A 21,467-nucleotide genomic window follows, 5' to 3' on the forward strand; every position below is an offset into this window, starting at 1 on the left:
CGAGCACCGCTCGCAGGGTGCGGACCAGGATGACCACGTCGAGGCGCAGCGACCAGTTGTCGACGTAGCGCAGGTCGAGCCGGACCGTCTGGTCCCAGTCGAGGTCGGAGCGCCCGGAGACCTGCCACAGGCCCGTGAGGCCGGGCTTGACCGCCAGCCGGCGGCGCGGGTCGACGTCGTACTGGGCGACCTCCTGGGGCAGCGCCGGCCGTGGGCCGACCAGCGACATGTCGCCGACGACGACGTTCCAGAGCTGGGGCAGCTCGTCGATGGAGTAGCGACGCAGGGCGCCGCCGAGGCGGGTGATCCGGGGGTCGGTGCGGATCTTGAACAGCACCGCGCCGCCCTCGTTGTCGTCGGCCAGCCGGGCCAGGTCGGTCTCGGCCGACGTCGACATCGTGCGGAACTTCCAGATCGTGAAGAGCCGTCCGTCGCGGCCGACCCGCTGCTGGCTGAAGAGCGCCGGCCCGGGGGAGTCGAACCGGATCGCGGCCGCGACCGCGAGGAGCAGGGGCGAGAGGAGGAGCAGCCCGGCTGCGGCGGCCAGCCGCTCGGCGACGTCCTTGAGGAGGCGTCGGGCACCCGCGTGAGCGGTCGGACGCACCTGGACCAGGCCGAGTCCACCCCCGACCGTCAGGGACATCCGGAAGGGGGCGACGTCGAGCAGCCCGGTGCCGACGTAGACGCCGACCTCGTGGGTCCCGGCCTCCCACTGGAGGCGGCGCACCTGTGCCGGACCGAGACCCGGTCCGGGCAGCATGACGACCACGTCGGCGTCCTGGCGGACGGCCTGCTCGACCGAGCGGCTCACGTCGGGGAGGACGGGGTAGTCGACGACCAGCCCCGACGGGTCGTCGGAGACGCAGGCGCCCACCACGGCGAGGTCGGGCCGCGTGAGCAGCTCGGTCGCGGCCCACGCGACGTCGGCGGAGGTGCCGGTCAGCACGACGCGGGTACGGCGGCGGGTGCGGAGCAGGGTGGTGACCAGGCCGCTGCCGGTCACGGCCAGGGTCGCGGGGATCATGGCGACCGGGGCCGCGTGGCTGCCGATCAGCAGGCCCATCACCCAGCTGAGGAGCCCGAGCGCGCCTCCGGCCCGCACCACGCGTCCGGCGCGTGACCCGAGGCTGTCGCCGACGTGGCGGACCACGAAGCAGCCCTGGGCGCCGAGCATCACCGGCCACATGACCAGCAGGAACAGCGCGACCTTGAGGTCGAGCGGCGTGGTCGCCAGCGCGAGGATCCCGAGCGCCGCGGTCGCGGCGGCGACGGCGGTGAGGGCGGTGACGACACCGGACCGCCAGGCCGAGCGTGAGCGGCCCCGGTGGGAGGGGAGGACCCCCAGGCGGTCGACCAGGGTGGCGGGAGCCTCGACGAGCGCCCGCTGGAGCTGGCCAGTAGGCGGCAACGACAGCTGCGTCACTGGTGGTCCCCCCTCCCGGTCCGTCGTCCTGGTCTGGTTCGACTCTAGGGAGGGCGGGGCGCGACCTCATGCCGCATTTACGGCAAAGATGTCCTCTGGCTGGAGACGATCGGTCGCCAGCCGACGTGGTTGGCCATCCCGACGGCCGCGAGCTGCGAGGAGACCTCGAGCTTGGCCAGGATCGACTTCACCTGGGTGCGCACCGTGGCCTCGGAGACGACGCTGATGCGGGCGATCTCGCGCACGGTCGTGCCGTCGATCAGCCGCGAGAGGACCTCCTTCTCGCGGGGCGTCAGGCGCTCGAGCCGATTGCTCATGTCCTCGATCTCGGCGCGCTGGGCACGCCACTCCGCCAGCAGGCTCTCCAGCTCGTCGGTGCTCATGACCGGCAGGCCCTGCATCAGCCGGCGGACGGTCGAGAGCGTCTCCTGGAGCGGTCGGGTCTTCGAGAGCACCTTGCGAGCGCCGGCGCGCACGCACGAGCCCCACCGCCCCCGGTCCGTCGACGCGGTCACCACCACGACGTTGGCGCCGGACTGGGCGAGCGGCCCGATCAGGGCGACCCCGTCACCGAGGCGACCGAGGTCGAGGTCGAGCAGCACGACACGCGGCCGGAGCCGGATGGCGGCGGCGCGGAGGGTGGCGAGCGAGCCACCCTCCTCCGGAACCTCGAGTCGTCGGACGTCATAGCCCTCACGGGTCAGCGTCAGCTCCAAGGACTCGGCGAAGAGAGCATGGTCCTCGATGATCACGACCCGGTGCTGGTGGGCCATGGACGGTGTGGTCGTCACGAGCGCGCCCCCGCCGCGATCACTGCGCGCGCGAGGCGTGGGTGCCCCGCGTCTGGGAGTGAGCGGTGTCCGCAGCGTGCGGTGGCACGACGCGCAACGGCCGCGGGGTCCGCTGGTCGATGAGGTGGCACAGCTCCTGGGCCTCGAGGTGGATCCGGTGCTCGAACCGGCGCCGGGTCGGCTCCTCCAGGTCGTCGTCCTCGAGCAGCTCCGCGGCCATGCTGATGCCGGCCACGAGGTTGCGGAACGAGTGCTGCTGGGTCAGGTCGGTGTGGTCGCTCTGCTCGGCCACCACGAGTCGGTGGCGCAGCGTGTGGATGTGGCGCCGGTGGGCCAGCAGGTCGTTGCGCACGACCACGTAGGCCGCCCCGGTCAGCAGCGCGGCCGCCAGCAGCTTCATCACGCCCGCCGCGGTGCCGGTCCAGACCGTGAGGCCGGCCAGGCTGCGGAACGACTCGGCGGCGCCGACCAGGAGCACCGCGACCGTGGCCACCGTCCGGGTCGGGCCGTCCCAGACCCAGCGGCGGTGCACGACGACGGCCGCGGCGACGTAGACCAGCCACAGCGCGAGGGCCACGATCGTGCGGACGCCGAGGTAGTCGGACCCGAAGGCCGGCGCGGTCAGCATGACCACGGCGGCCGCGAGGCCCAGACCGGCGCCGACGACCAGCGGTGGTGCGTTGCCGGCCGCGGGTCGCAGCAGCGACAGGCCGACGGCGACCGACAGCGCCGTCATGCCGGCGAGCATGGCCCACAGCGTCGGTGCCGCCGGGCCGTCGGTCAGCCCGGTGCCGGTGGTGACGAGCTGGAGACCGGCCATCGTCGACAGCACGACCACGCACGACCAGAGCTCGTCACCCGCCCGCGCCCAGCGGGCCAGGTTGACCAGCGCGGCCGCGAGCACGAGCGCTGCGCCGAGCACCAGTCCGGACGCCCGCGTCACAGCAGCCGGGCCCTGGCCCGACCAGAGGCCGGCGAGCACGGCCAGTGTCACGACGCCGATGAAGCAGGTCGAAAGCCGCAGGGCCGTCGCATGCCAGTCATGACGCGCAGGTACAGAAATTGAAATCGCCACAGTTGTCCCCCCCGGGACGTGCGTGAGCACGTTGCCTGTTGGCCACCGACCCCCCGCCGATGGACCTTTCCCCGCGAGGAGACTACGTCGTACTGCCCTGATACGAACAGGGCTTTCGGCCAATACCACAAATAGGGCACGTACTGGTCCATATGAGTCGCCCCTGGCGCGTCGTGCCGCGGAGCGCGTCCCCAATTCGGTGCAAGCCCGCCGCCGACCCGTCCGCCACCCCCTCTCAGGCGTAACAGTGCGGGGAAGACCTCGGACCGCCACCGAGGTCGGGAAAGGGACGCATGATCTGCGAGCAGACCCCGACCCGCCCGGACGCCATCCCCTCGGCGCCCGCGGCCGGTCTGGTCACCCGACTGGTCACCCCCTTGTCCCTCATCGGGCAGACGGTCGCCACGGCCCTGCGCAGCCGGGGGGTGAGGGTCGACGAGACGTTGCGGGCCGCCGACGCGCAGGACGCCACGGTCGTGGTCGTCATCGACGACCTCGTCTCGGCGGGCGACGTCGCCCGGGTCGTCGCGCTGCTGCGCTCGACGGCCTCGCCGGTCCTGGTCCTCACCGGGCGGCCACGCGGCCCCTACTGGGGAGCACTGGTCTCCGCGGGAGCCGTCTCGATCCTGTCGTCGTCGGTGTCGCTGGACGAGCTCGTCGAGGCGCTCGCCGTCATCGACTACGGCGGCCGGGTGCTCTCCCCGTCCGAGTGCGAGGAGCTGCTCGGCCTGTGGCTGGAGTTCGTACGCCGCCAGGACGAGGCCCGAGACCGGCTCGACCAGCTCACCCCGCGGGAGCACGCGGTGCTCGCGGGCATGCGCACCGGCGCGACCGTGGTCGAGCTGGCGGCGCTGCTGGAGGTCCGTGAGGCGACGGTCCGCACCCACGTGCGGGCGATCCTGCGCAAGCTCGGCGTCCGCTCCCAGCTCGCCGCCGTGGCGGTGGCCCAGGAGCTCGAGAGCCCTCTGCTGGCCGCGACGACGCCCACCGTCGTCCCGCACGAGCACGGCGCCCGCGCCGTCGGCCACTGACACGCCCTAGGCTGGCCGGGTGACTGACGCGACTGATGCTGCGCCCGACCTGACCGACGACCACGCCTTCGCCGCCTGGGCTGCCGAGCAGGCGGGCGTCCGACTGCTCGAGGTCCGCACCCAAGGACTCGAGGGGCGCGCGCTCAAGGACGCCGGCGACGCCGCTGCCCAGGAGCTGCTGGCCGGGCTGCTCGCCGAGCACCGTCCGGCCGACAAGGTGCTGTCCGAGGAGGCCCGCGACGACAAGTCGCGCGTCGACGCCGAGCGGGTCTGGATCATCGACCCGCTCGACGGCACCCGCGAGTTCTCCGAGCCGCCGCGCGACGACTGGGCCGTCCACGTGGCGCTGTGGGAGCGCAGCGCCGGCGGCGACGGACTGACGGCCGGCGCCGTGGCCCAACCCGCCCTCGGGGAGACCTTCCACACCGGCGCTCCGGCGACCGTCCCTCCGCGCTCCGCCGACCGGCCCCGCATCGCGGTCTCTCGCAGCCGTCCTCCTGCCTTCGTGGAGGCCCTCGCCGACGAGATCGGCGCCGAGCTGGTGCCGATGGGGTCGGCCGGCGTGAAGGTGATGAGCGTCGTCCGCGACGTCGCCGACGCCTACGTCCACGCCGGCGGTCAGTACCAGTGGGACAACGCGGCCCCGGTCGCGGTCGCGAAGGCCGCCGGCCTCCACTGCTCACGGGTGGACGGGTCGCCGCTGGTCTACAACGAGGCCGACACCTCGCTGCCCGACCTGCTGGTGTGCCGCCCCGAGCTCGCCGACCAGATCCTCGACTTCGTCCGCCGTCACGGCACCGACTGACCCGGTGGCGGTCGACCACCTGCTGCTCGACTGCGACGGGGTCCTCCAGCAGGTCGGCGGTGACGGCTGGCGGGCGGAGATCCAGCGCCGGCTCGGGGACCACGCCGACGCGTTCGTGCACGCCGTCGACGAGCTGGAGGCGCCCGCCTTGTGCGGCGAGGCCGACTTCCCCGCAGGCCTCGACGCGGTCCTCGCGGACTTCGACGTCGACCTCGACGCCGCGGAGCTCTACGCCGGGCTGTGGGAGTCGATCACCGTGCGTCCGGAGGCGTGGGACGTCGCCCGGGAGGCGGCCGGTGCCGGGCTGGGCATCCACCTGGCCACGAACCAGCACCCCCGCCGCGCCGCGCTGATGCGGCGCACGCTCGGCTACGAGCAGATCGCCGACGGGGCGTTCTACTCCTGCGAGCTCGGGGTGGCCAAGCCCGAGGTCGCGTTCTTCGAGGTCGTGCTCGAGCGGCTCGGCGCCCCTCGCCCGGAGTCGGTCGCCTTCGTCGACGACTCGCGGCGCAACGTCGAGGCAGCCGCGGGGCTCGGCCTCCGCGCCGTCCAGTGGCACCTCGACGAGGGTGGTGCGCAGCTCCGGTCGAGGCTCCGTGAGGTCGGGCTGCCGCTCGCCGACTGACGAGGCTGGCGCGCCGGGCCCGGTGGTGCCAGAGTGTCGGCGTGCGTGCCGGGCGGGGGACCTGGAGGGCCGTCGCCCTCGTCGTGGGGGCGAGCGCGGCCGTGGTCGGCGCGGTGCCGCCGGCCACGGCGACCTCCTGTCGCTTCGACGACGGCGTCGTGCACGCGCGCGTCGACGGCGGCACCTCGCTCCGGATGTTCGCGTGGCCGGCCGGGTCGCCCGACGGGGGCCGGCTGTGGTGGGGCAACCAGAACGACTCCTCCCAGCAGGGCTTCTGCGCCCGCGCGACCGTCCGCAACACCGACCGCGTCGTGGTCACCGGCAAGGGCCGGACGGGCCGCCTCGACTACCAGCTGCCGTACCGGCCCCTCGGTCCCGGACGCACCGCGGAGGCCACCGGGACCTCCGAGATCGAGTTCGTGCTGCGCGGCGGGATGACCGCCTTCTGGATGACCGGGCTCGGGGGCAGCGACGACGGCGAGGCCGAGACCGTCCACGTCGGCCGGCGCGGCGTCGACGTCAACGGCGACGACGACGTCGACGTGCGCTTCCGGAGCACGGTCACGAACCTCTCCCTGTTCCTCCTCGGCGGCGCCGACGTGGCCGATGGCCGCGGCGGTCACGGCACCGGTGCCCCCTGGTACGGCGGCCGCACGCTCGCCGTGACGGGCGGCGACGGGGACGACGTGATCCACGGACACCCCGGACGGGACCTGATCCATGGCGACCCGGGGTCCGACGTGCTCTACGGGCACGGGGGCGACGATGAGCTCTACGACCACGAGGACGACCACCTCTACGGCGGCAGCGGCGACGACGTCCTGTTCAGCAGCGGCGGCGAGAGCTGGCTCTACGCCGGCCCGGGTGACGACGTCCTCGACGCCGACGACCTCTACGTCGACGTCGTGCTCGACGGTGGGCCCGGCGACGACTCCGCCTGGTACGACGACGACGACCAGCCGGTCGGGATCGAGCACCGGCTGACCGAGTGACCGCCCGTAGACTGGTCGCCACCACCCCCTGTCGTTCCGACCGGGGGTCGCCGTGCGTGCCTCCCGAAGGGAAACAGTGAGCCTCACCGCCCTGACCGACGCGGTCCTCGACGAACCGGTCCTCGCCCAGGCGATGGCCGACGCCAAGGGCGGCGCGCTGCCCGCCCTCGACCTGACCGGCCCCACCGGCCTGCGTCCCTTCGTGCTGGCCGGGCTGGCGCAGCGGGAGCGCACCGTGCTCGCCGTGACCCCGACGTCACGCGAGGCCGAGGACCTCGTCGCCTCCCTCGGTGACCTCCTCGACCCCGCCCACGTCGCCTACTACCCGAGCTGGGAGACCCTGCCCCACGAGCGGCTCAGCCCGCGCAGCGACACGGTCGGCCGCCGCCTCGCCGTGCTGCGCCGGCTGCGCCACCCCGGCACCGACGCGAGCAACGGACCGGTGAAGGTCGTGGTGGCCCCGGTGCGGTCGGTGCTCCAGCCGCAGGTGCCGGGCCTGGGTGACCTGCGCCCGGTCGAGCTGGTCCCCGGTGCCGCGGCCGTGCTCGACGAGGTCGTCGAGCACCTCGCGGCAGCGGCCTACTCGCGCGTGGACCTGGTCGAGAAGCGCGGCGAGTTCGCGGTTCGCGGCGGCATCGTCGACGTCTTCCCGCCGACCGAGGAACACCCGCTCCGCGTGGAGTTCTGGGGCGACGAGGTCGAGGAGATCCGGTCGTTCTCGGTCGCCGACCAGCGCACGCTCGAGCCGGTCCCGCGGTTGTGGGCGCCACCGTGCCGCGAGCTGCTCCTCACCGAGGAGGTACGCCGCCGCGCGGCCGCGCTCGGTGAGGCCCATCCCCAGCTGCTCGAGCTGACCGACAAGATCGCCGCCGGCATCGCCGTCGAGGGGATGGAGTCGCTGGCCCCGGTCCTCGTCGACGAGATGGAGCTGCTGGTCGACCTGCTCCCCACCGACACCCACGTGGTCGTGCTCGACCCCGAGCGCGTGCGCTCGCGGGCCCACGACCTGGTCGCGACGAGTGAGGAGTTCCTGGGTGCCAGCTGGGCGGCCGCGGCCTCCGGCGGCCAGGCGCCGATCGACCTCGGAGCGGCGTCCTACCGCGAGCTCGGCGACGTCCGTGAGCACGCCATCTCGGCCGGGCAGGCCTGGTGGAGCGTGAGCCCGTTCGGCATCGGTGAGGTCTCCGAGGCCGGCGACGGGGTGGAGTCGCGGGTGCTCCCGGCGACCACGGTCGAGTCCTACCGCGGTGACCTCGAGCGCGCGGTCGCCGACATCCGCGGCTGGCTCGCCGCCGACCAGCGCGTCGTCGTGCTCCACCCCGGTCACGGCCCAGCCCAGCGCATGGTGGAGGTGCTGGCCGACCACGACGTCCCGGCGGCGATGGTCGAGCCCGACGTCCTCGAGCCCCGTCCCGGGGTGGTGACCGTGTCCTGCGGTGCCCTCGACCACGGCTTCGTCGACGCCGACGCCCGGCTCGTGGTGCTGACCGGTGAGGACCTGTCCGGCCAGAAGTCCTCGACGCGCGACATGCGCCGGATGCCGGCGCGACGCAAAAAGCAGATCGACCCGTTGGAGCTGCAGGCCGGCGACTACGTCGTCCACGAGCAGCACGGCGTTGGCCGGTTCGTGGAGATGAAGCAGCGGGTCGTCCAGGGGGCGACCCGGGAGTACCTCGTGCTGGAGTACGGCGCCAGCAAGCGCGGCGCCCCGCCGGACCGGCTCTACGTCCCGGCCGACACGCTCGACCAGGTCACCCGCTACGTCGGCGGCGAGCAGCCCAGCCTCGACCGGCTCGGCGGCGGCGACTGGACCAAGCGGAAGAACCGGGCGCGCAAGGCGGTCCGCGAGATCGCGGCCGAGCTGATCAAGCTCTACGCCGCGCGGCAGGCGACCCAGGGCCACGCCTACGGCCCGGACACCCCGTGGCAGCGGGAGCTCGAGGACGCCTTCCCGTTCCAGGAGACGCCCGACCAGCTCAGCACGGTCGACGAGGTGAAGGCCGACATGCGGCGCACCGTCCCGATGGACCGGCTGGTCTGCGGCGACGTCGGCTACGGCAAGACCGAGATCGCGGTGCGGGCGGCCTTCAAGGCCGTCCAGGAGGGCAAGCAGGTCGTCGTGCTGGTGCCGACGACGCTGCTGGTCACCCAGCACCTCTCGACCTTCGAGGAACGGATGAGCGGCTTCCCGGTCACGATCCGGCCGCTGTCGCGGTTCCAGTCCGACGGGGAGGCCAGGGAGGTCATGTCGGGTCTCGCCGACGGCAGCATCGACATCGTCGTCGGCACCCACCGCCTGCTCAACCCCGACGTCCGGGTCAAGGACCTCGGGCTGATCATCGTCGACGAGGAGCAACGGTTCGGCGTCGAGCACAAGGAGCAGATGAAGCGGCTGCGCACCGCCGTCGACGTGTTGAGCATGAGCGCCACGCCGATCCCGCGCACGCTCGAGATGGCGGTGACCGGCATCCGCGAGATGTCGACGATCACGACACCGCCCGAGGAGCGGCACCCGGTCCTCACCTACGTCGGCGCCTACGACGACCAGCAGGTCACCGCGGCGATCCGGCGCGAGCTGCTGCGCGACGGCCAGGTCTTCTTCATCCACAACCGGGTCAGCTCGATCGAGAAGGCAGCCGGCCGGCTCCGCGAGCTGGTCCCCGAGGCCCGGGTCGCCACGGCCCACGGCCAGATGAACGAGAAGCAGCTCGAGCAGGTGATGCTCGACTTCTGGGAGAAGCGGTTCGACGTGCTGGTGTGCACGACGCTCGTCGAGTCGGGTCTCGACGTGTCCAACGCCAACACGATGATCATCGAGCGCTCCGACGCCCTGGGCCTCTCCCAGCTCCACCAGCTCCGTGGCCGGGTCGGGCGCTCGCGCGAGCGTGCCTACGCCTACTTCCTCTATCCCGCCGAGAAGCCGCTGACCGAGACCGCCCACGAGCGGCTCGCCACGCTGGCCCAGCACTCCGACCTCGGCGGCGGCATGGCGATCGCGATGAAGGACCTCGAGATCCGCGGTGCCGGCAACCTGCTCGGCGGCGAGCAGTCGGGCCACATCGCCGACGTCGGCTTCGACCTCTACGTCCGGTTGGTCGGCGAGGCCGTCCAGGAGTTCAAGGACGGGCCGGACGCCGACGGAGGAGCGCTGCGCGAGGTCCGGATCGAGCTGCCGGTCGACGCGCACCTGCCCCACGACTACGTCCCGAGCGAGCGGCTTCGGCTGGAGATGTACAAGCGGCTGGCCGAGGTCCGGGCCGACGACGACGTCGACCTCCTGCGCGAGGAGATGGTCGACCGCTACGGCGAGCCGCCGGAGCCGGTGGCGGCGCTGCTGCTGGTCGCGCGGTTCCGGGCCCGCGCCCGCCAGGCGGGGATCGGCGAGGTCACCATCGCCGGCAAGAACGTCCGCTTCGCGCCGGTGAGCCTGCCGGAGTCGCGCACGGTCCGGCTCCAGCGGCTCTATCCCAAGAGCATCGTCAAGACCCAGCTCGACACCATCCTCGTCCCGCGCCCCGGGATCCCCGGCCGGCTCGGCACCCCGGTGGAGGGGGTCGCCCTGCTGGAGTGGGCGCGCGGCGTGATTGACTCCGTGATCGACCCCACAGACCAGCAGTCGAAGGAGCAGTCGTCGTGATGAAGGTGAGCACCTCCCGCAGGCTCGGTGCCCTCGCGGCGGCCGCCACGCTCGGCCTGACCGGCTGCGGTGCGATCCAGCCCGGCACCGCGGTCCGGGTCGACGACGAGACGATCTCGATCGCCCGCGTCGACCAGGTCGCCGGCGACTTCTGCACCGCCATCGAGCCCCAGCTCGACGGGCAGGCGCAGACGCTGCCCAACAGCTTCCTGCGCGGCGGCATCGCGGGCACGCTCGCGCTGCGCTCGGCCGCCGAGCAGGTCGCCGCGGAGTACGGCGTCGAGGCCGACAGCGAGCAGTACCGCACCGCCGTCGCCGACCTCCAGCGCCAGACCGCGTCGCTGCCGGAGGACGTCCGCGACAGCGTGGTCGAGGTCCAGGGTGCGACCGCCTACATCGAGGCCGTGCAGGCCGCGGTCGGCGAGCAGGAGCTCGACGGCGAGGGCGCCTACGAGGACTTCGTCAACGCCGGCGCCGAGGTCCTCACCGGCTGGATCGAGGAGCACGACGTCGAGTTCGACCCGTCGCTCAACACCGCACTGGAGGACGGCAACATCACCACCGTCGACGGAGCGGTCTCCTTCGCGGTGAGCGACCAGGCCAAGGCCGGGCTCGCCGCCGAGCCCAACCCGGCCGAGGCGCGGCTGCTGCCCGACACCCACCGCTGCGGCCGCTGACGGTCCCCGGGTCCGGGAGCGCGGCGTGGAGGGTGACGAGGAGGTCGTCGCCTTCCTCGACGTGATGCGGCGGCTGCGGGCCGAGTGCCCCTGGAAGGCCGCGCAGACCCACCGGTCGCTGGCGCGCTACCTGCTCGAGGAGACCCACGAGACGCTGGAGGCGCTCGACACCGGTGACACCGCCCTGCTGCGCGAGGAGCTCGGCGACCTGCTGCTCCAGGTCTTCCTCCACACCGTCATGGCCGAGCAGGCGGGTGACTTCACGACCGCCGACGTCGCCCGCGACGTGACCGCGAAGATGGTGCGCCGCAACCCCCACGTCTTCGGCGAGGACGCGGGGCGCGACGACCTCGACCCGGCGACGGTCAACGAGCTCTACGAGGCGAGCAAGGCCGAGGAGAAGCAGCGCACCTCGGTCACCGAGGGCCTGGCGCCCGGCCTGCCGGCGCTGCTCTACGCCGACAAGGTGCTCGACCGGGCCGCCCGTGCGGGCCGCCCCCTCGACGTGCCGGACGACCCGACCGGGTCCACCGACCTCGGCGACCGGCTGCTCGCCCTGGTCGCGGAGGCACGCGCCACCGGCGCAGACCCGGAGCAGGCGCTGCGCGACGCCGTACGCCGCCGCCTCTGACGGCCACCTGCCCGGACTCAGCCGTCGACCGGCCCTCCGGGCGCCAGGTCGACGAGCGCGACCACGGCCGACTGTGACACCGGGACCGGCCGGGTGCGCCAGCCGCGTCCACCCTCGACGCCGCAGAGCCGCTGCGCCTGCGGGACCTCGGGGCACACCACGCCCAGCACGCCCTCGCCCCGGACCTCGGTCACGACGCGCAGGTCGCTCACCGTCCGCTCCGTCGCCGGGCGGAGGGAGAAGCTGGTGCGTCCGGCGGGCGCGGCGTCGCTGTGGAACCCCGCCCCGGTGACGCGGTAGGTCAGCTCGAGCCGCGTCGCCCCGCCGGGCAGTCGCACGGCGACGCCACCCTCGCCGATCGTGCCGGCCGCGAACGGGACGCGCTCGCCGTCCGCGCTGATCCTCACGTCGGTCAGCTGCGGGGCGGTCGTCGAGCCCTCGGGAGGCGGGGGAGGGGCGACCCGGACCGAACGCAGCGGCTCGGTCGACACCACCTGCTCCACGACCCGCAGGTCGCCGTCCGAGTCGGCAGCGGCCGTGAGGTGCACCCCGGGCCGGTCGCGGCCGGGGCCGGTCTCGTCCCGGACGGCGCCGGCGGCGGGCCGGCCGTCCGTCGGGACGGCGCCGGCGCCGGCGCCGGCGTCGGAGTCGTGATCGAGCAGCGTGGGCACCAGCGCCAGCAGTCCGGTGGTCAGCACGACCGCGAGCGCGATCCCGAGCGTGGAGGCATGGTCGGTCCGCACGGCCGGGCCCGACGTCTCGAGCACTGCCACCAGGACGAGGTCGGCCCCGGCCCCCGCGAGGTCCTCGACCGTGCGGTCGAGCTCGGCCAGCGTGGTCACCCCGCGCTCGGCCACGACCAGCGCGACGTCCACGAAAGGCGCCATCGCCAGGGCCTCGACACTGTCGCCGATCGGCGGCGCGGCCAGCACCACGGTGCGGGTGCCGTCGTCCTCGGTCTCGAGCTCCTCGAGGAAGTCGTCGACCCTGGCCTCGCGGAGCGAGGCGTCCGTGCCCAGCCAGTCGGCCGCCGGCTGGTACTCCCGCACCGACCGGGGCGCGACCGCACGTCGGGCGCCACCGGGCGCGTGCACGAGGGTGACCGGCTCGCCACCTCCGTCGGCCGCGGCCGCCAGCGCGGCCGCGACGTCCTCGGCCGGCCCGGTGCCGCCGGGGGCGAGGACGAGGACGGTCGCCGGGCCGGGCCCCGCCTCCTCGGACACCGCCGCCAGCAGCCGCTGGCCCTGGTGGCTGTCGACGATCCCGTGCCCGGTGCGCCGGCGGGTGACCGCCCCGACGACCCGAGCGCCCGTGGCGAGGTCGAGGTCGAGGTCGCGCGGGGCGCGCACGACGCTGCGGCGACGGTGGCGCCAGGCCGCGAGCAGCAGGAGCACGACCAGCACCACGGTCAGCAGCACGCCGACACTGGTCGCGGCCGCTGTGAACCCGTCCCCCATTGACGACCCCCCAAGACGCGTCCGAGCCCACACGGAACCAGCACGCCCGGCCGCAGTGCCCGTCCGTCGGGACTGCTACCCAACTTCGGGGACCGTGCCCGAGCGTGGGGTGACGGGTCCGAAACCCGTGTTGCACTCCCCGACACGGCCCGGTCCTCGGTCCGGGACTGGGGGATTCTCGTGCGCACTCCGCTCGGGCGCCGTGCGCGCCATCTCATCGGCATCGTCGTCGGCCCGGCTCTCGTGGGGCCTGCGCTCCTGCTGGGCCCGCCGTCGTCGGCAGCGGCCCCCGACGCGGGCCAGGTCTACGTCGTGCAGGGGGTCGCCGGGACCACGTGGGACATCGCCGTCGACGGCGAGGGCGTCGCGAGCGACGTCGACGGCAAGGAGGTCGTCGGGCCCTTCGACCTCGCCGCCGGCGCCCACGAGCTCCGGGCGGCCCGCGGCGACGCGACGGTCGAGGCCGAGTTCGACGTCGCCGCCGGAGAGAGCGTCGACGTCGTGATCCACCTGCCCGTCGACGCGAGCAAGGACCCCGTCGTGACCAGCTTCGCCAACGACCTCGCACCGGTCGCCGACGGCAAGACCCGCCTCTCCATCGCCCACACCGCCGCGGTCGGCCCGGCGGACATCAAGGTCGACGGCGACGTCCTCTTCGCCGACGTCGCCAGCGGCGAGGAGCTCACGGTGGCCGTGCCCGCCGACACCTACCGGGTCGCGGTCGTCCCCGCGGCGACCGACGACCCGCCCGTCCTGGGCCCGGTCGACCTGCCGCTGCGTGCCGCCACCTACACCCGCGTCTTCGCGATCGGGGTGGCGGCCCGCGGCACCATGGACGCCGTCGTCCACGAGCTGCCGGTGTCGGTCAAGGGCTCCGACACGGCGCCGGGCGGGATCCCCGGTGGGAGGGGCGGTCAGCACGCCTCCGAGAGCCGGTCGACCGGCCCGGCGCTCGCGGTGGCCGGCGTCCTGGCCCTGGTCGGGGCGCTGCTGGTGGGCGGCCCGCGGCGGCGTACGCCGGGCCGGTCGAGCCCTGCGTGACCGGACGCCGGGCGCTCGCGGCAGGGCTGTCGGCCGCCCTGGGGGTGGCGCTGCTCGTCGCGGCCGCCGTCGTCGGCGGCGGTGACGAGGAGCCTCCGGTGGCAAGCGCCCCGCCGCCACCCGCGGCGACCTCCGAACCGGCCCGGGTCGGGCCCGGGCGCGTCCTCGAGCGCTCCCGGCCCCGGCCCGGGGACGCGCCCGGCACGTCCGGTCCGTCCGGCGGCGCCCCGTCCGCGGCGACCGGCCGCCGGCTGCCCCGCCAGTGGCCCGACTTCCGGCCCACCGCGCTGAGCCTCGGTGCGGCGGCGTACGGCGCGACCGCCCCGGTCGAGCCGGTCTCCGTGGTCGGCAGGGCGCTCGAGCTCCCCGCGGACGCGGACCGGGTCGGCTGGTGGCGCGGGGGTGCCAGGGCGGGCACGCCCTACGGCACCGTGGTGGTCGCCGGCCACCTCGACACCACGACCGACCCGGCCGGCTACCTCGTCGCGCTGACCGCGCTCCGCCCGGGCGACCGCGTGGTCCTGAGCGCCCCCCGGCGCAGGCAGGCCTACGAGGTCGTGCGGAACTACCTGCTTCCCAGCGCCGACCTGTCCGCGCGCTCCGACCTGTTCGAGCAGCGCCGTCCCCACCGGCTGCTGCTCGTCACCTGCGGCGGGCCCTACGACCGGGTGCGCGGCCGCTACCTCGACAACCGGGTGGTCGAGGCGGTCCCGGTGGCGGCACCGCGGTGACCACACGGTGACCACGCGGACAGGCGGCTGACCTACTCGCGGGTCGCCACTAGGGTGACCATGGCTCGTCCACCAGACCAAGGAGCAACCCAGTGGCTGTCATCTCCGCCGTCGGCGCCCGCGAGATCCTCGACTCGCGCGGCAACCCCACCGTCGAGGTCGAGGTCGTCCTCGACGACGGCACCTATGCGCGTGCTGCCGTCCCCAGCGGCGCCTCGACCGGTGCCTTCGAGGCCGTCGAGCTGCGCGACGGCGGCAAGCGCTACGGCGGCAAGGGCGTGACCAAGGCCGTCGACGCCGTCATCCGCCGGATCGGCCCCGCGATCGAGGGCCTCGACGCCGACGACCAGCGGCTGGTCGACCAGACGATGCTGACGCTGGACGGCACCCCCAACAAGGCGAAGCTCGGCGCCAACGCGGTGCTCGGTGCGTCGCTGGCCGTGGCGAAGGCCCAGGCCGACTCCGCCGGCCTCCCGCTCTTCCGCTACGTCGGCGGGCCCAACGCCCACCTGCTGCCGGTCCCGATGATGAACATCCTCAACGGCGGGGCCCACGCCGACTCCAACGTCGACGTCCAGGAGTTCATGATCGCCCCGATCGGGGCGGCCACCTTCCGCGAGGCGCTCCAGCAGGGCGCCGAGGTCTACCACGCGCTGAAGTCGGTGCTGAAGAAGAAGGGGCTCTCGACCGGCCTCGGCGACGAGGGCGGCTTCGCGCCCGACCTCGACTCCAACCGCGCGGCGCTCGACCTGATCGCCGAGGCGGTCAAGGCCGCCGGCTTCAAGCTCGGCAAGGACATCGCCCTGGCCATGGACGTCGCGGCGACGGAGTTCTGCGAGAAGGGGAAGTACACCTTCGAGGGCAAGAAGCGCTCCGCCGACGACATGGTCGCCTACTACGCCGAGCTCGTGGCGGCCTACCCGATCGTCTCGATCGAGGACCCGCTCGACGAGGAGGACTGGGCGGGCTGGAAGTCGATGACCGACGAGCTCGGGGAGAAGACCCAGCTGGTCGGCGACGACCTGTTCGTCACCAACGTCGAGCGGCTCCAGCGCGGCATCGACGGCGGCCAGGCCAACGCGATGCTGGTCAAGGTCAACCAGATCGGCTCGCTCACCGAGACCCTCGACGCCGTCGAGCTCGCCCACCGCGCCGGGTTCCGCAACATGATGAGCCACCGCTCCGGCGAGACCGAGGACACCACCATCGCCGACCTCGCCGTCGCGACCGACTGCGGCCAGATCAAGACCGGTGCCCCGGCCCGCTCCGACCGGGTCGCGAAGTACAACCAGCTGCTCCGCATCGAGGAGGCGCTGGGCGACGCCGCTCGTTATGCCGGCTCCGGCGCGTTCCCCCGGTTCGGGGGCTGAGCCCGCCTATCGTGGGGCCGGTGAGCGAGCGACGCACCGGCCGAGGGCAGCAGTCGCCCGGAGGTTCCCGTCGTCCCGGCCAGAAGGCCGGCGCGCGGGGCGCCGGGCGCTCGCCGTCCCGTTCCCGTTCGCTCGAGGACACCCAGGCCTGGTCGATGGGCCCGTCGACCTCCGGGAGCCTGCGTCCGGTCGCCCGGGAGGGCGGCGTACGGCGCCCGCGGCTGACCGGCCGCGCCGCGGTGCTGGTGCTCGTCGTCGCGGTGCTGGCGGTCTCCTACGCCTCCTCGATGAAGGCCTACCTCCAGCAGCGCGCCCACATCGCGGACCTCAAGGACCAGATCTCGAGGACGTCGGCCGAGATCGACGACCTCGAGCGCGAGAAGCGCCGCTGGGACGACGACGCCTACGTCCGCGCCCAGGCGCGCGAGCGGTTCGGCTACGTCATGCCCGGTGAGACGGCCTACGTCGTGCTCGACGAGGACGGCACACCGCTGGAGGGGCAGGCCGAGCTCCACGACCCGGCGGAGGTGCTGGCCGAGGAGCCGCAGGCGTGGTGGCAGGATGCATGGGCCTCGGTCGAGCTGGCCGGCGACCCGCCGAAGGACCAGCCGCCGCCGGCGACCGACCTCGACGCCCCCGAGCAGGAGCCCCTCGACTAGTGCCACCCATCGACCCCGCCGACGAGCAGGCCATCGCACGACAGCTGGGCCGTGAGCCACGCGGCATCGCCGGGGTCGGTCACCGCTGTCCCTGTGCGCTGCCCGACGTCGTCACGACGGAGCCGCGACTGCCGAACGGGACCCCGTTTCCGACGACCTACTACCTCACCTGCCCGCGCGCGGCCTCCCGCATCGGCACCCTCGAGGGGTCGGGCCTGATGAAGGAGATGGAGGCGCGGCTCGGCGACGACGCCGAGCTCGCGGCCGCCTACCGAGCCGCCCACGAGTCCTACCTCTCCGACCGCGACCGCGTGGGCGCCGAGGCCGGGCTCGACGTCCCCGAGATCGAGGGCATCTCGGCCGGTGGCATGCCCGATCGTGTGAAGTGCCTCCACGTCCTCGCCGGCCACGCCCTGGCCGCGGGTCCCGGTGTCAACCCGCTCGGTGACGAGGTGCTCGCGCTCCTCGGGGACTGGTGGTCCGAGGGCCCCTGCGCCCCCGCCGATGAGTGAGCCGCCGGTCGCCGCGATCGACTGCGGCACCAACACCATCAAGCTCTTCATCGGGTCGCCACCGGACGCGCTCGTGCGGGAGGCCCGGATGGTCCGCCTCGGCCAGGGCGTCGACGCGACCGGGCGGCTCCACGACGACGCCCTCGCCCGCGCGTTCGCGGCCCTCGACGACTACGCCGCGCTGGTGCGCGAGCACGAGGTGCCACCCGGGCGGATCCGCTTCTGCGCGACCTCGGCGACGCGCGACTCCTCCAACGCCGACGTCTTCCGTGCCGGGGTCGTCGAGCGGCTCGGGGTCGAGCCCGAGGTCCTCAGCGGCGACGAGGAGGCAGCCCTCGCCTTCGCCGGCGCGATGAGCGGGCTCCCCGACGACGTCGCGACGCCGGTCCTGGTCGTCGACGTCGGCGGTGGGTCGACCGAGGTCGTCCTCGGCGACCGCGCGGGCGTCGTCGCTGCGCGGTCGATGGACGTCGGCTCGGTGCGGCTCCACGAGCGTCACGTCCGCCACGACCCGCCGACCGCCGACGAGCTCGCGGCGATCGCGGCCGACGTCGACGCGGCGCTCGACGGGTGCGGCGTGCCGCTCGCCGACGCGGCGACGGTCGTCGGGATCGCGGGGACGTCGACCCAGCTCGCCGCCCTGGCGCTGGGGCTGCCGGACTACGACCGCGACCACATCCACGGCACCGTCCACGACCTCGCCACGGTCCGCGGCACGATCGACCACGTCGTCGGGCTGACCGTCGCCGACCGTCGGGCGCTGCCCTCCATGCACCCCGGGCGCGCCGACGTCGTCGACGCCGGGTTCGTGATCATCCGGCAGGTCCTCGCCCGGGCGGGAGCCGACCGGCTCACCGTCTGCGAGACCGACATCCTCGACGGCATCGCCGCCTCGATCCGGTGACCAGCCACCCCCACCCGCTCACCGGTCGGGAGTTCACCTCGCCGGTCCCCGCGGGGGAGGGGTGGCCCGACGACCCGGCGACCGGGACCACGCCGATCGCGCGGACGCCCGCGCAGGTGCGACGCCTGGCGCGGACCTCCGAGGAGCCCGACCCCCTCGCCGAGCTCGACGCCCGCGTCAGCACCTGCGCCGCGTGCCCACGGCTGGTGCGCTGGCGGGAGGACGTGGCGGTCGGCAAGCGGGCGGCGTACGACGACCAGCCCTACTGGGGACGGCCGTCTCCGGGGTGGGGCGCCGACGAGCCGCGGCTGCTGATCGTCGGGCTGGCCCCCGCGGCCCACGGCGCGAACCGCACCGGCCGGGTCTTCACCGGCGACTCCAGCGGCGACTGGCTCTTCGCCAGTCTCCACCGGACCGGGTGGGCGAGCCTGCCGACCTCGGCCCATGCCGGTGACGGTCAGCGGCTGCTGGGGGCCCGCATGATCGCGACCGTGCGGTGCGCGCCGCCCCAGAACAAGCCGACCGTGCGCGAGCGCGACACCTGCCAGCCCTGGCTGGAGCAGGAGGTGCGTCTGCTGCTGCCGCACGTCCGGGTGGTCGTCGCGCTCGGCGCCTACGGCTGGGCCGGTGCGTTGCGCGGACTCGCCGCCGCCGGTGTCGGTCTGCCGACGCCGCGACCGCGGTTCGGCCACGAGGCCGAGGCGCAGCTGGGCGACCTCACGCTGCTCGGCTGCTACCACCCCAGCCAGCACAACACCTTCACCGGGCGGCTGACCCCGGACATGCTGGATCGCGTCTTCGAGCGCGCCCGTGCCCTGACAGACTGAGCCCTCCTCCGGCCCCGGTATCCCAACTGGCAGAGGAGGTCGCCTTAAAAGCGACTGGTTGTGGGTTCGACCCCCACCCGGGGCACGCACCGCCCACCTGCCCCATGACATCGATGTCGACGGCGACGGCGAGGTTTGAGAAGCCGCGAACTTCGCCCGGGCGACGGAACAGCGCCGCCTCGCGGATCGTTGTGACAGTGTCGGCCCACTAGAATGGCCGTACCGAGGGGCGTCACGGTGGCGCCCCCCACCCATCAGTAGGGCCTCCAAGGAGGAGACCATGCAGAGCAACAACCCCGTCTTCCGACGAGCCGACGGGTTCAACGGACGCGAGACCAACGCCTACGGCAACCCGACCTACCCCGGCAACGGTGCGGGCCACGACGCCTACGGCCAGGGCCAGTCCCCGGTCGGCTACGACACCTACGCCCCGGCCCAGGCCGCCGGGCCGCGGATGACGGTCGACTCGGTCGTGCAGAAGACCGGGATCTCGCTGGCCGTCGTCATCGTCACGGCGGCGATCACCTGGATCGTGACCGGCGACCTCGACGGGGCGAGCGCGGGCAGCCTCTACCTCGCGCTGATGGTCGGTTCGTTCGGTGCCTTCGCCCTGTCGATGGTCAACTCGTTCAAGCGCGTGGTCAGCCCCGGCCTGGTCCTGGCGTTCTGCGCGCTCGAGGGTGTGGCCCTCGGGGCGTTCAGCAAGTTCCTCGACGCCACGGTCGTCCAGAGCCAGGGCATCACCGACAACATCGTGGTGCAGGCCGTCGCGGGCACCTTCGCCGCCTTCGCCGGCACCCTGACCGCCTACAAGGTGCTCGACATCAAGGTCGGCCAGAAGTTCCGCACCTTCGTGGTCGCCGCCATGTTCGGCATGGTCGCCCTCGGCCTGCTCGAGATGGTGCTCGGCTTCTTCGGCAACCAGATCGGGTTCTTCGGCTTCGGTGGCCTCGGCCTGCTGTTCGCCGTCGCCGGACTCGTGCTCGGTGTCTTCATGCTGATCCTCGACTTCGACTTCGTCGAGCAGGGCATCGCCGCCGGCCTCGACGAGCGTGAGTCGTGGCGCGCGGCGTTCGCGATGACCGTCAGCCTCGTCTGGATCTACACCAACCTGCTGCGGATCCTCGCGATCTTCAACCAGGACTGACCTGAACCAGCCGAACGGCCCCGCTCCCACCCGGGAGCGGGGCCGTTCGTCGTCGTCACGCGCCGTCGGTCGCGGCGTGCTCGGGCTGGCCGTCGTGCTCGGCCTCGTCGGGGGCCTCGCCCTCGGTGGCCGGGTGGCGGCGTCGGTGGCGCAGCTCCACCCAGAGCCCACGTACGCCGCGACGGTTGCCGGCGACCTCGGTGCCGTCGAGCTCGGTGCCGGGCGTGTTCGCGGCCTCGATCGCGGCCAGGGCGATCGGCCGCAACCCCTCGCCGCGCCCCGCCTCGGGCTGCTCGATCGCGTCGAGCCCGTGACCGAGCGCGGCCAGCGAGCTCGGCAGCAGGACGTCGGCCAGCGACGCGTAGCCGGCGGCGGAGGGGTGGAAGCGGTCGGGGCCGAAGAGGAGGGCCGGGGCGGCGTCGAACTCGGGACCGAGGATCGTCCCGAGCGAGACGGTCCGGCCGCCCTGCTCGACGACCGCGATCGCCTGCGCGGCGGCCAGCCGGCGCGACCAGGCGCGGCCGACCTGCTTCAGCGGCGGCGGGATCGGGCGGATCGTCCCGAGGTCCGGGCAGGTGCCGACCACGACCGCGACCCCGGCGTCGCGCAGGCGGCGCACGGCCTCGGACAGGTTGCGGACCGAGGTGGCCGGGAGGACCGAGTGGGTGATGTCGTTGACGCCGATCAGGACCACGGCGAGGTCCGGCTCCGTGGGGAGCGCCCGTTCGACCTGACCGGCGAGGTCGCGTGACTGGGCGCCGACGACGGCGAGGCTGCGCAGGTGGACGCGGCGGTCGGCGAGGGCGGCGAGACCGCTCGCCAGTCGCGCGCCCGGCGTCTCCTCGACCCGGTCGACGCCATAGCCGGCGGCGCTCGAGTCGCCGACGAGGGCGACCTTGATCGCAGGACCCGGACGGCCGCGGCCATACCAGCCGGTGGCGTCCGGCGGGCGAGAGCCGAGCGGCTCGCCGATCGCCTTGCGGGCCAGTGCCGCCTCGACCCGGAGCACGCCGTAGAGCCCGCCGCCGAGCACCGACAGCCCGCCACCGCCGTACGCCGCGGCGGCGGCCAGCTTGCGTGCAGCGGCAGCCTTCCCCACGCCCCAACCCTACGGGCGCGCTCCCACCGCCCC

At 73.9% G+C, this 21,467-nt stretch carries 20 protein-coding genes and 1 tRNA gene; 16 read left to right on the plus strand and 5 right to left on the minus strand.

Annotated elements, in window-relative coordinates:
* From ABD091_RS14060 to ABD091_RS14070, 3 genes are all read right to left on the minus strand, one after another.
* A partial coding sequence (locus ABD091_RS14060) for an exopolysaccharide biosynthesis polyprenyl glycosylphosphotransferase (protein WP_343919476.1) occupies positions 1–1,423 on the minus strand: 1,423 nt, incomplete at its 3' end.
* A 77-nt stretch (positions 1,424–1,500) separates the two neighbouring features.
* The gene (locus tag ABD091_RS14065) at positions 1,501–2,214 is read right to left on the minus strand and encodes a response regulator transcription factor (RefSeq protein ID WP_343919478.1); all 714 of its coding nucleotides are present in this window, start codon (positions 2,212–2,214) and stop codon (positions 1,501–1,503) included.
* A gap of 19 nt (positions 2,215–2,233) precedes the next feature.
* Positions 2,234–3,208: a hypothetical protein gene (locus ABD091_RS14070; protein WP_343919480.1), complete on the minus strand. Its 975-nt coding sequence runs from the start codon at positions 3,206–3,208 to the stop codon at positions 2,234–2,236.
* 374 nt (positions 3,209–3,582) lie between these two features.
* Here ABD091_RS14070 and ABD091_RS14075 point away from each other — a divergent pair, with 374 nt between their 5' ends.
* The 7 genes from ABD091_RS14075 (at position 3,583) to ABD091_RS14105 (ending at position 11,687) form a co-directional block, all read left to right on the plus strand.
* Positions 3,583–4,320 carry a helix-turn-helix transcriptional regulator gene (locus ABD091_RS14075; protein ID WP_343919482.1) on the plus strand — a complete coding sequence of 246 codons (738 nt, stop codon included), beginning with the start codon at positions 3,583–3,585 and terminating at the stop codon, positions 4,318–4,320.
* Between the two features lie 19 nt (positions 4,321–4,339).
* Entirely contained in the window at positions 4,340–5,125 is a 786-nt protein-coding gene (locus ABD091_RS14080) for a 3'(2'),5'-bisphosphate nucleotidase CysQ (RefSeq protein WP_343919484.1), read from the plus strand.
* A 4-nt stretch (positions 5,126–5,129) separates the two neighbouring features.
* The gene (locus tag ABD091_RS14085) at positions 5,130–5,750 is read left to right on the plus strand and encodes an HAD family hydrolase (protein WP_343919486.1); all 621 of its coding nucleotides are present in this window, start codon (positions 5,130–5,132) and stop codon (positions 5,748–5,750) included.
* Between the two features lie 41 nt (positions 5,751–5,791).
* Entirely contained in the window at positions 5,792–6,742 is a 951-nt protein-coding gene (locus ABD091_RS14090) for a calcium-binding protein (protein ID WP_343919488.1), read from the plus strand.
* A gap of 76 nt (positions 6,743–6,818) precedes the next feature.
* On the plus strand, positions 6,819–10,379 hold the full coding sequence (mfd, locus tag ABD091_RS14095; protein WP_343919490.1) for a transcription-repair coupling factor: 3,561 nt from the start codon (positions 6,819–6,821) through the stop codon (positions 10,377–10,379).
* Positions 10,376–11,056: a hypothetical protein gene (locus tag ABD091_RS14100; protein ID WP_343919492.1), complete on the plus strand. Its 681-nt coding sequence runs from the start codon at positions 10,376–10,378 to the stop codon at positions 11,054–11,056. Before mfd ends, ABD091_RS14100 begins: the two co-directional genes overlap by 4 nt.
* Before the next feature lie 25 nt (positions 11,057–11,081).
* Positions 11,082–11,687: a MazG nucleotide pyrophosphohydrolase domain-containing protein gene (locus ABD091_RS14105; protein WP_343919494.1), complete on the plus strand. Its 606-nt coding sequence runs from the start codon at positions 11,082–11,084 to the stop codon at positions 11,685–11,687.
* A gap of 17 nt (positions 11,688–11,704) precedes the next feature.
* Here the strand turns inward: ABD091_RS14105 and ABD091_RS14110 are convergent, their stop codons facing one another.
* Positions 11,705–13,144, minus strand: coding sequence for a hypothetical protein (locus ABD091_RS14110; protein ID WP_343919496.1), 1,440 nt, complete (start codon positions 13,142–13,144; stop codon positions 11,705–11,707).
* Positions 13,145–13,324: 180 nt separating this feature from the next.
* Between ABD091_RS14110 and ABD091_RS14115 the strand changes: the two genes are divergently transcribed.
* The 9 genes from ABD091_RS14115 to ABD091_RS14155 all read left to right on the plus strand — a co-directional run bounded on the left by ABD091_RS14115 (position 13,325) and on the right by ABD091_RS14155 (position 20,335).
* Entirely contained in the window at positions 13,325–14,185 is an 861-nt protein-coding gene (locus tag ABD091_RS14115) for a DUF4397 domain-containing protein (protein WP_343919498.1), read from the plus strand.
* Positions 14,182–14,916, plus strand: coding sequence for a class F sortase (locus ABD091_RS14120; RefSeq protein ID WP_343919500.1), 735 nt, complete (start codon positions 14,182–14,184; stop codon positions 14,914–14,916). The genes ABD091_RS14115 and ABD091_RS14120 overlap by 4 nt, the downstream gene beginning before the upstream one ends.
* Before the next feature lie 92 nt (positions 14,917–15,008).
* Positions 15,009–16,286 carry a phosphopyruvate hydratase gene (eno, locus tag ABD091_RS14125; protein WP_343919503.1) on the plus strand — a complete coding sequence of 426 codons (1,278 nt, stop codon included), beginning with the start codon at positions 15,009–15,011 and terminating at the stop codon, positions 16,284–16,286.
* 20 nt (positions 16,287–16,306) lie between these two features.
* Positions 16,307–16,945 (plus strand): FtsB family cell division protein, encoded by a 639-nt coding sequence (locus tag ABD091_RS14130; protein WP_343919505.1) that lies wholly within the window; start codon positions 16,307–16,309, stop codon positions 16,943–16,945.
* Positions 16,945–17,457 (plus strand): DUF501 domain-containing protein, encoded by a 513-nt coding sequence (locus ABD091_RS14135; protein ID WP_343919507.1) that lies wholly within the window; start codon positions 16,945–16,947, stop codon positions 17,455–17,457. The genes ABD091_RS14130 and ABD091_RS14135 overlap by 1 nt, the downstream gene beginning before the upstream one ends.
* Positions 17,450–18,361 (plus strand): Ppx/GppA phosphatase family protein, encoded by a 912-nt coding sequence (locus ABD091_RS14140; RefSeq protein ID WP_343919509.1) that lies wholly within the window; start codon positions 17,450–17,452, stop codon positions 18,359–18,361. The genes ABD091_RS14135 and ABD091_RS14140 overlap by 8 nt, the downstream gene beginning before the upstream one ends.
* On the plus strand, positions 18,358–19,188 hold the full coding sequence (locus ABD091_RS14145; RefSeq protein ID WP_343919511.1) for a uracil-DNA glycosylase: 831 nt from the start codon (positions 18,358–18,360) through the stop codon (positions 19,186–19,188). The genes ABD091_RS14140 and ABD091_RS14145 overlap by 4 nt, the downstream gene beginning before the upstream one ends.
* Positions 19,189–19,199: 11 nt before the next feature.
* Positions 19,200–19,273 (plus strand) — tRNA-Leu (locus ABD091_RS14150).
* Between the two features lie 195 nt (positions 19,274–19,468).
* Positions 19,469–20,335 (plus strand): Bax inhibitor-1/YccA family protein, encoded by an 867-nt coding sequence (locus tag ABD091_RS14155; protein ID WP_343919513.1) that lies wholly within the window; start codon positions 19,469–19,471, stop codon positions 20,333–20,335.
* 55 nt (positions 20,336–20,390) lie between these two features.
* On the opposite strand, the gene ABD091_RS14160 is transcribed toward ABD091_RS14155, so the two are convergent.
* Positions 20,391–21,434, minus strand: coding sequence for an SGNH/GDSL hydrolase family protein (locus ABD091_RS14160; RefSeq protein ID WP_343919515.1), 1,044 nt, complete (start codon positions 21,432–21,434; stop codon positions 20,391–20,393).
* Positions 21,435–21,467: the final 33 nt, after the last annotated feature.

The organism is Nocardioides aestuarii (genome assembly GCF_039527245.1).
GTDB lineage: Bacteria > Actinomycetota > Actinomycetes > Propionibacteriales > Nocardioidaceae > Nocardioides > Nocardioides aestuarii.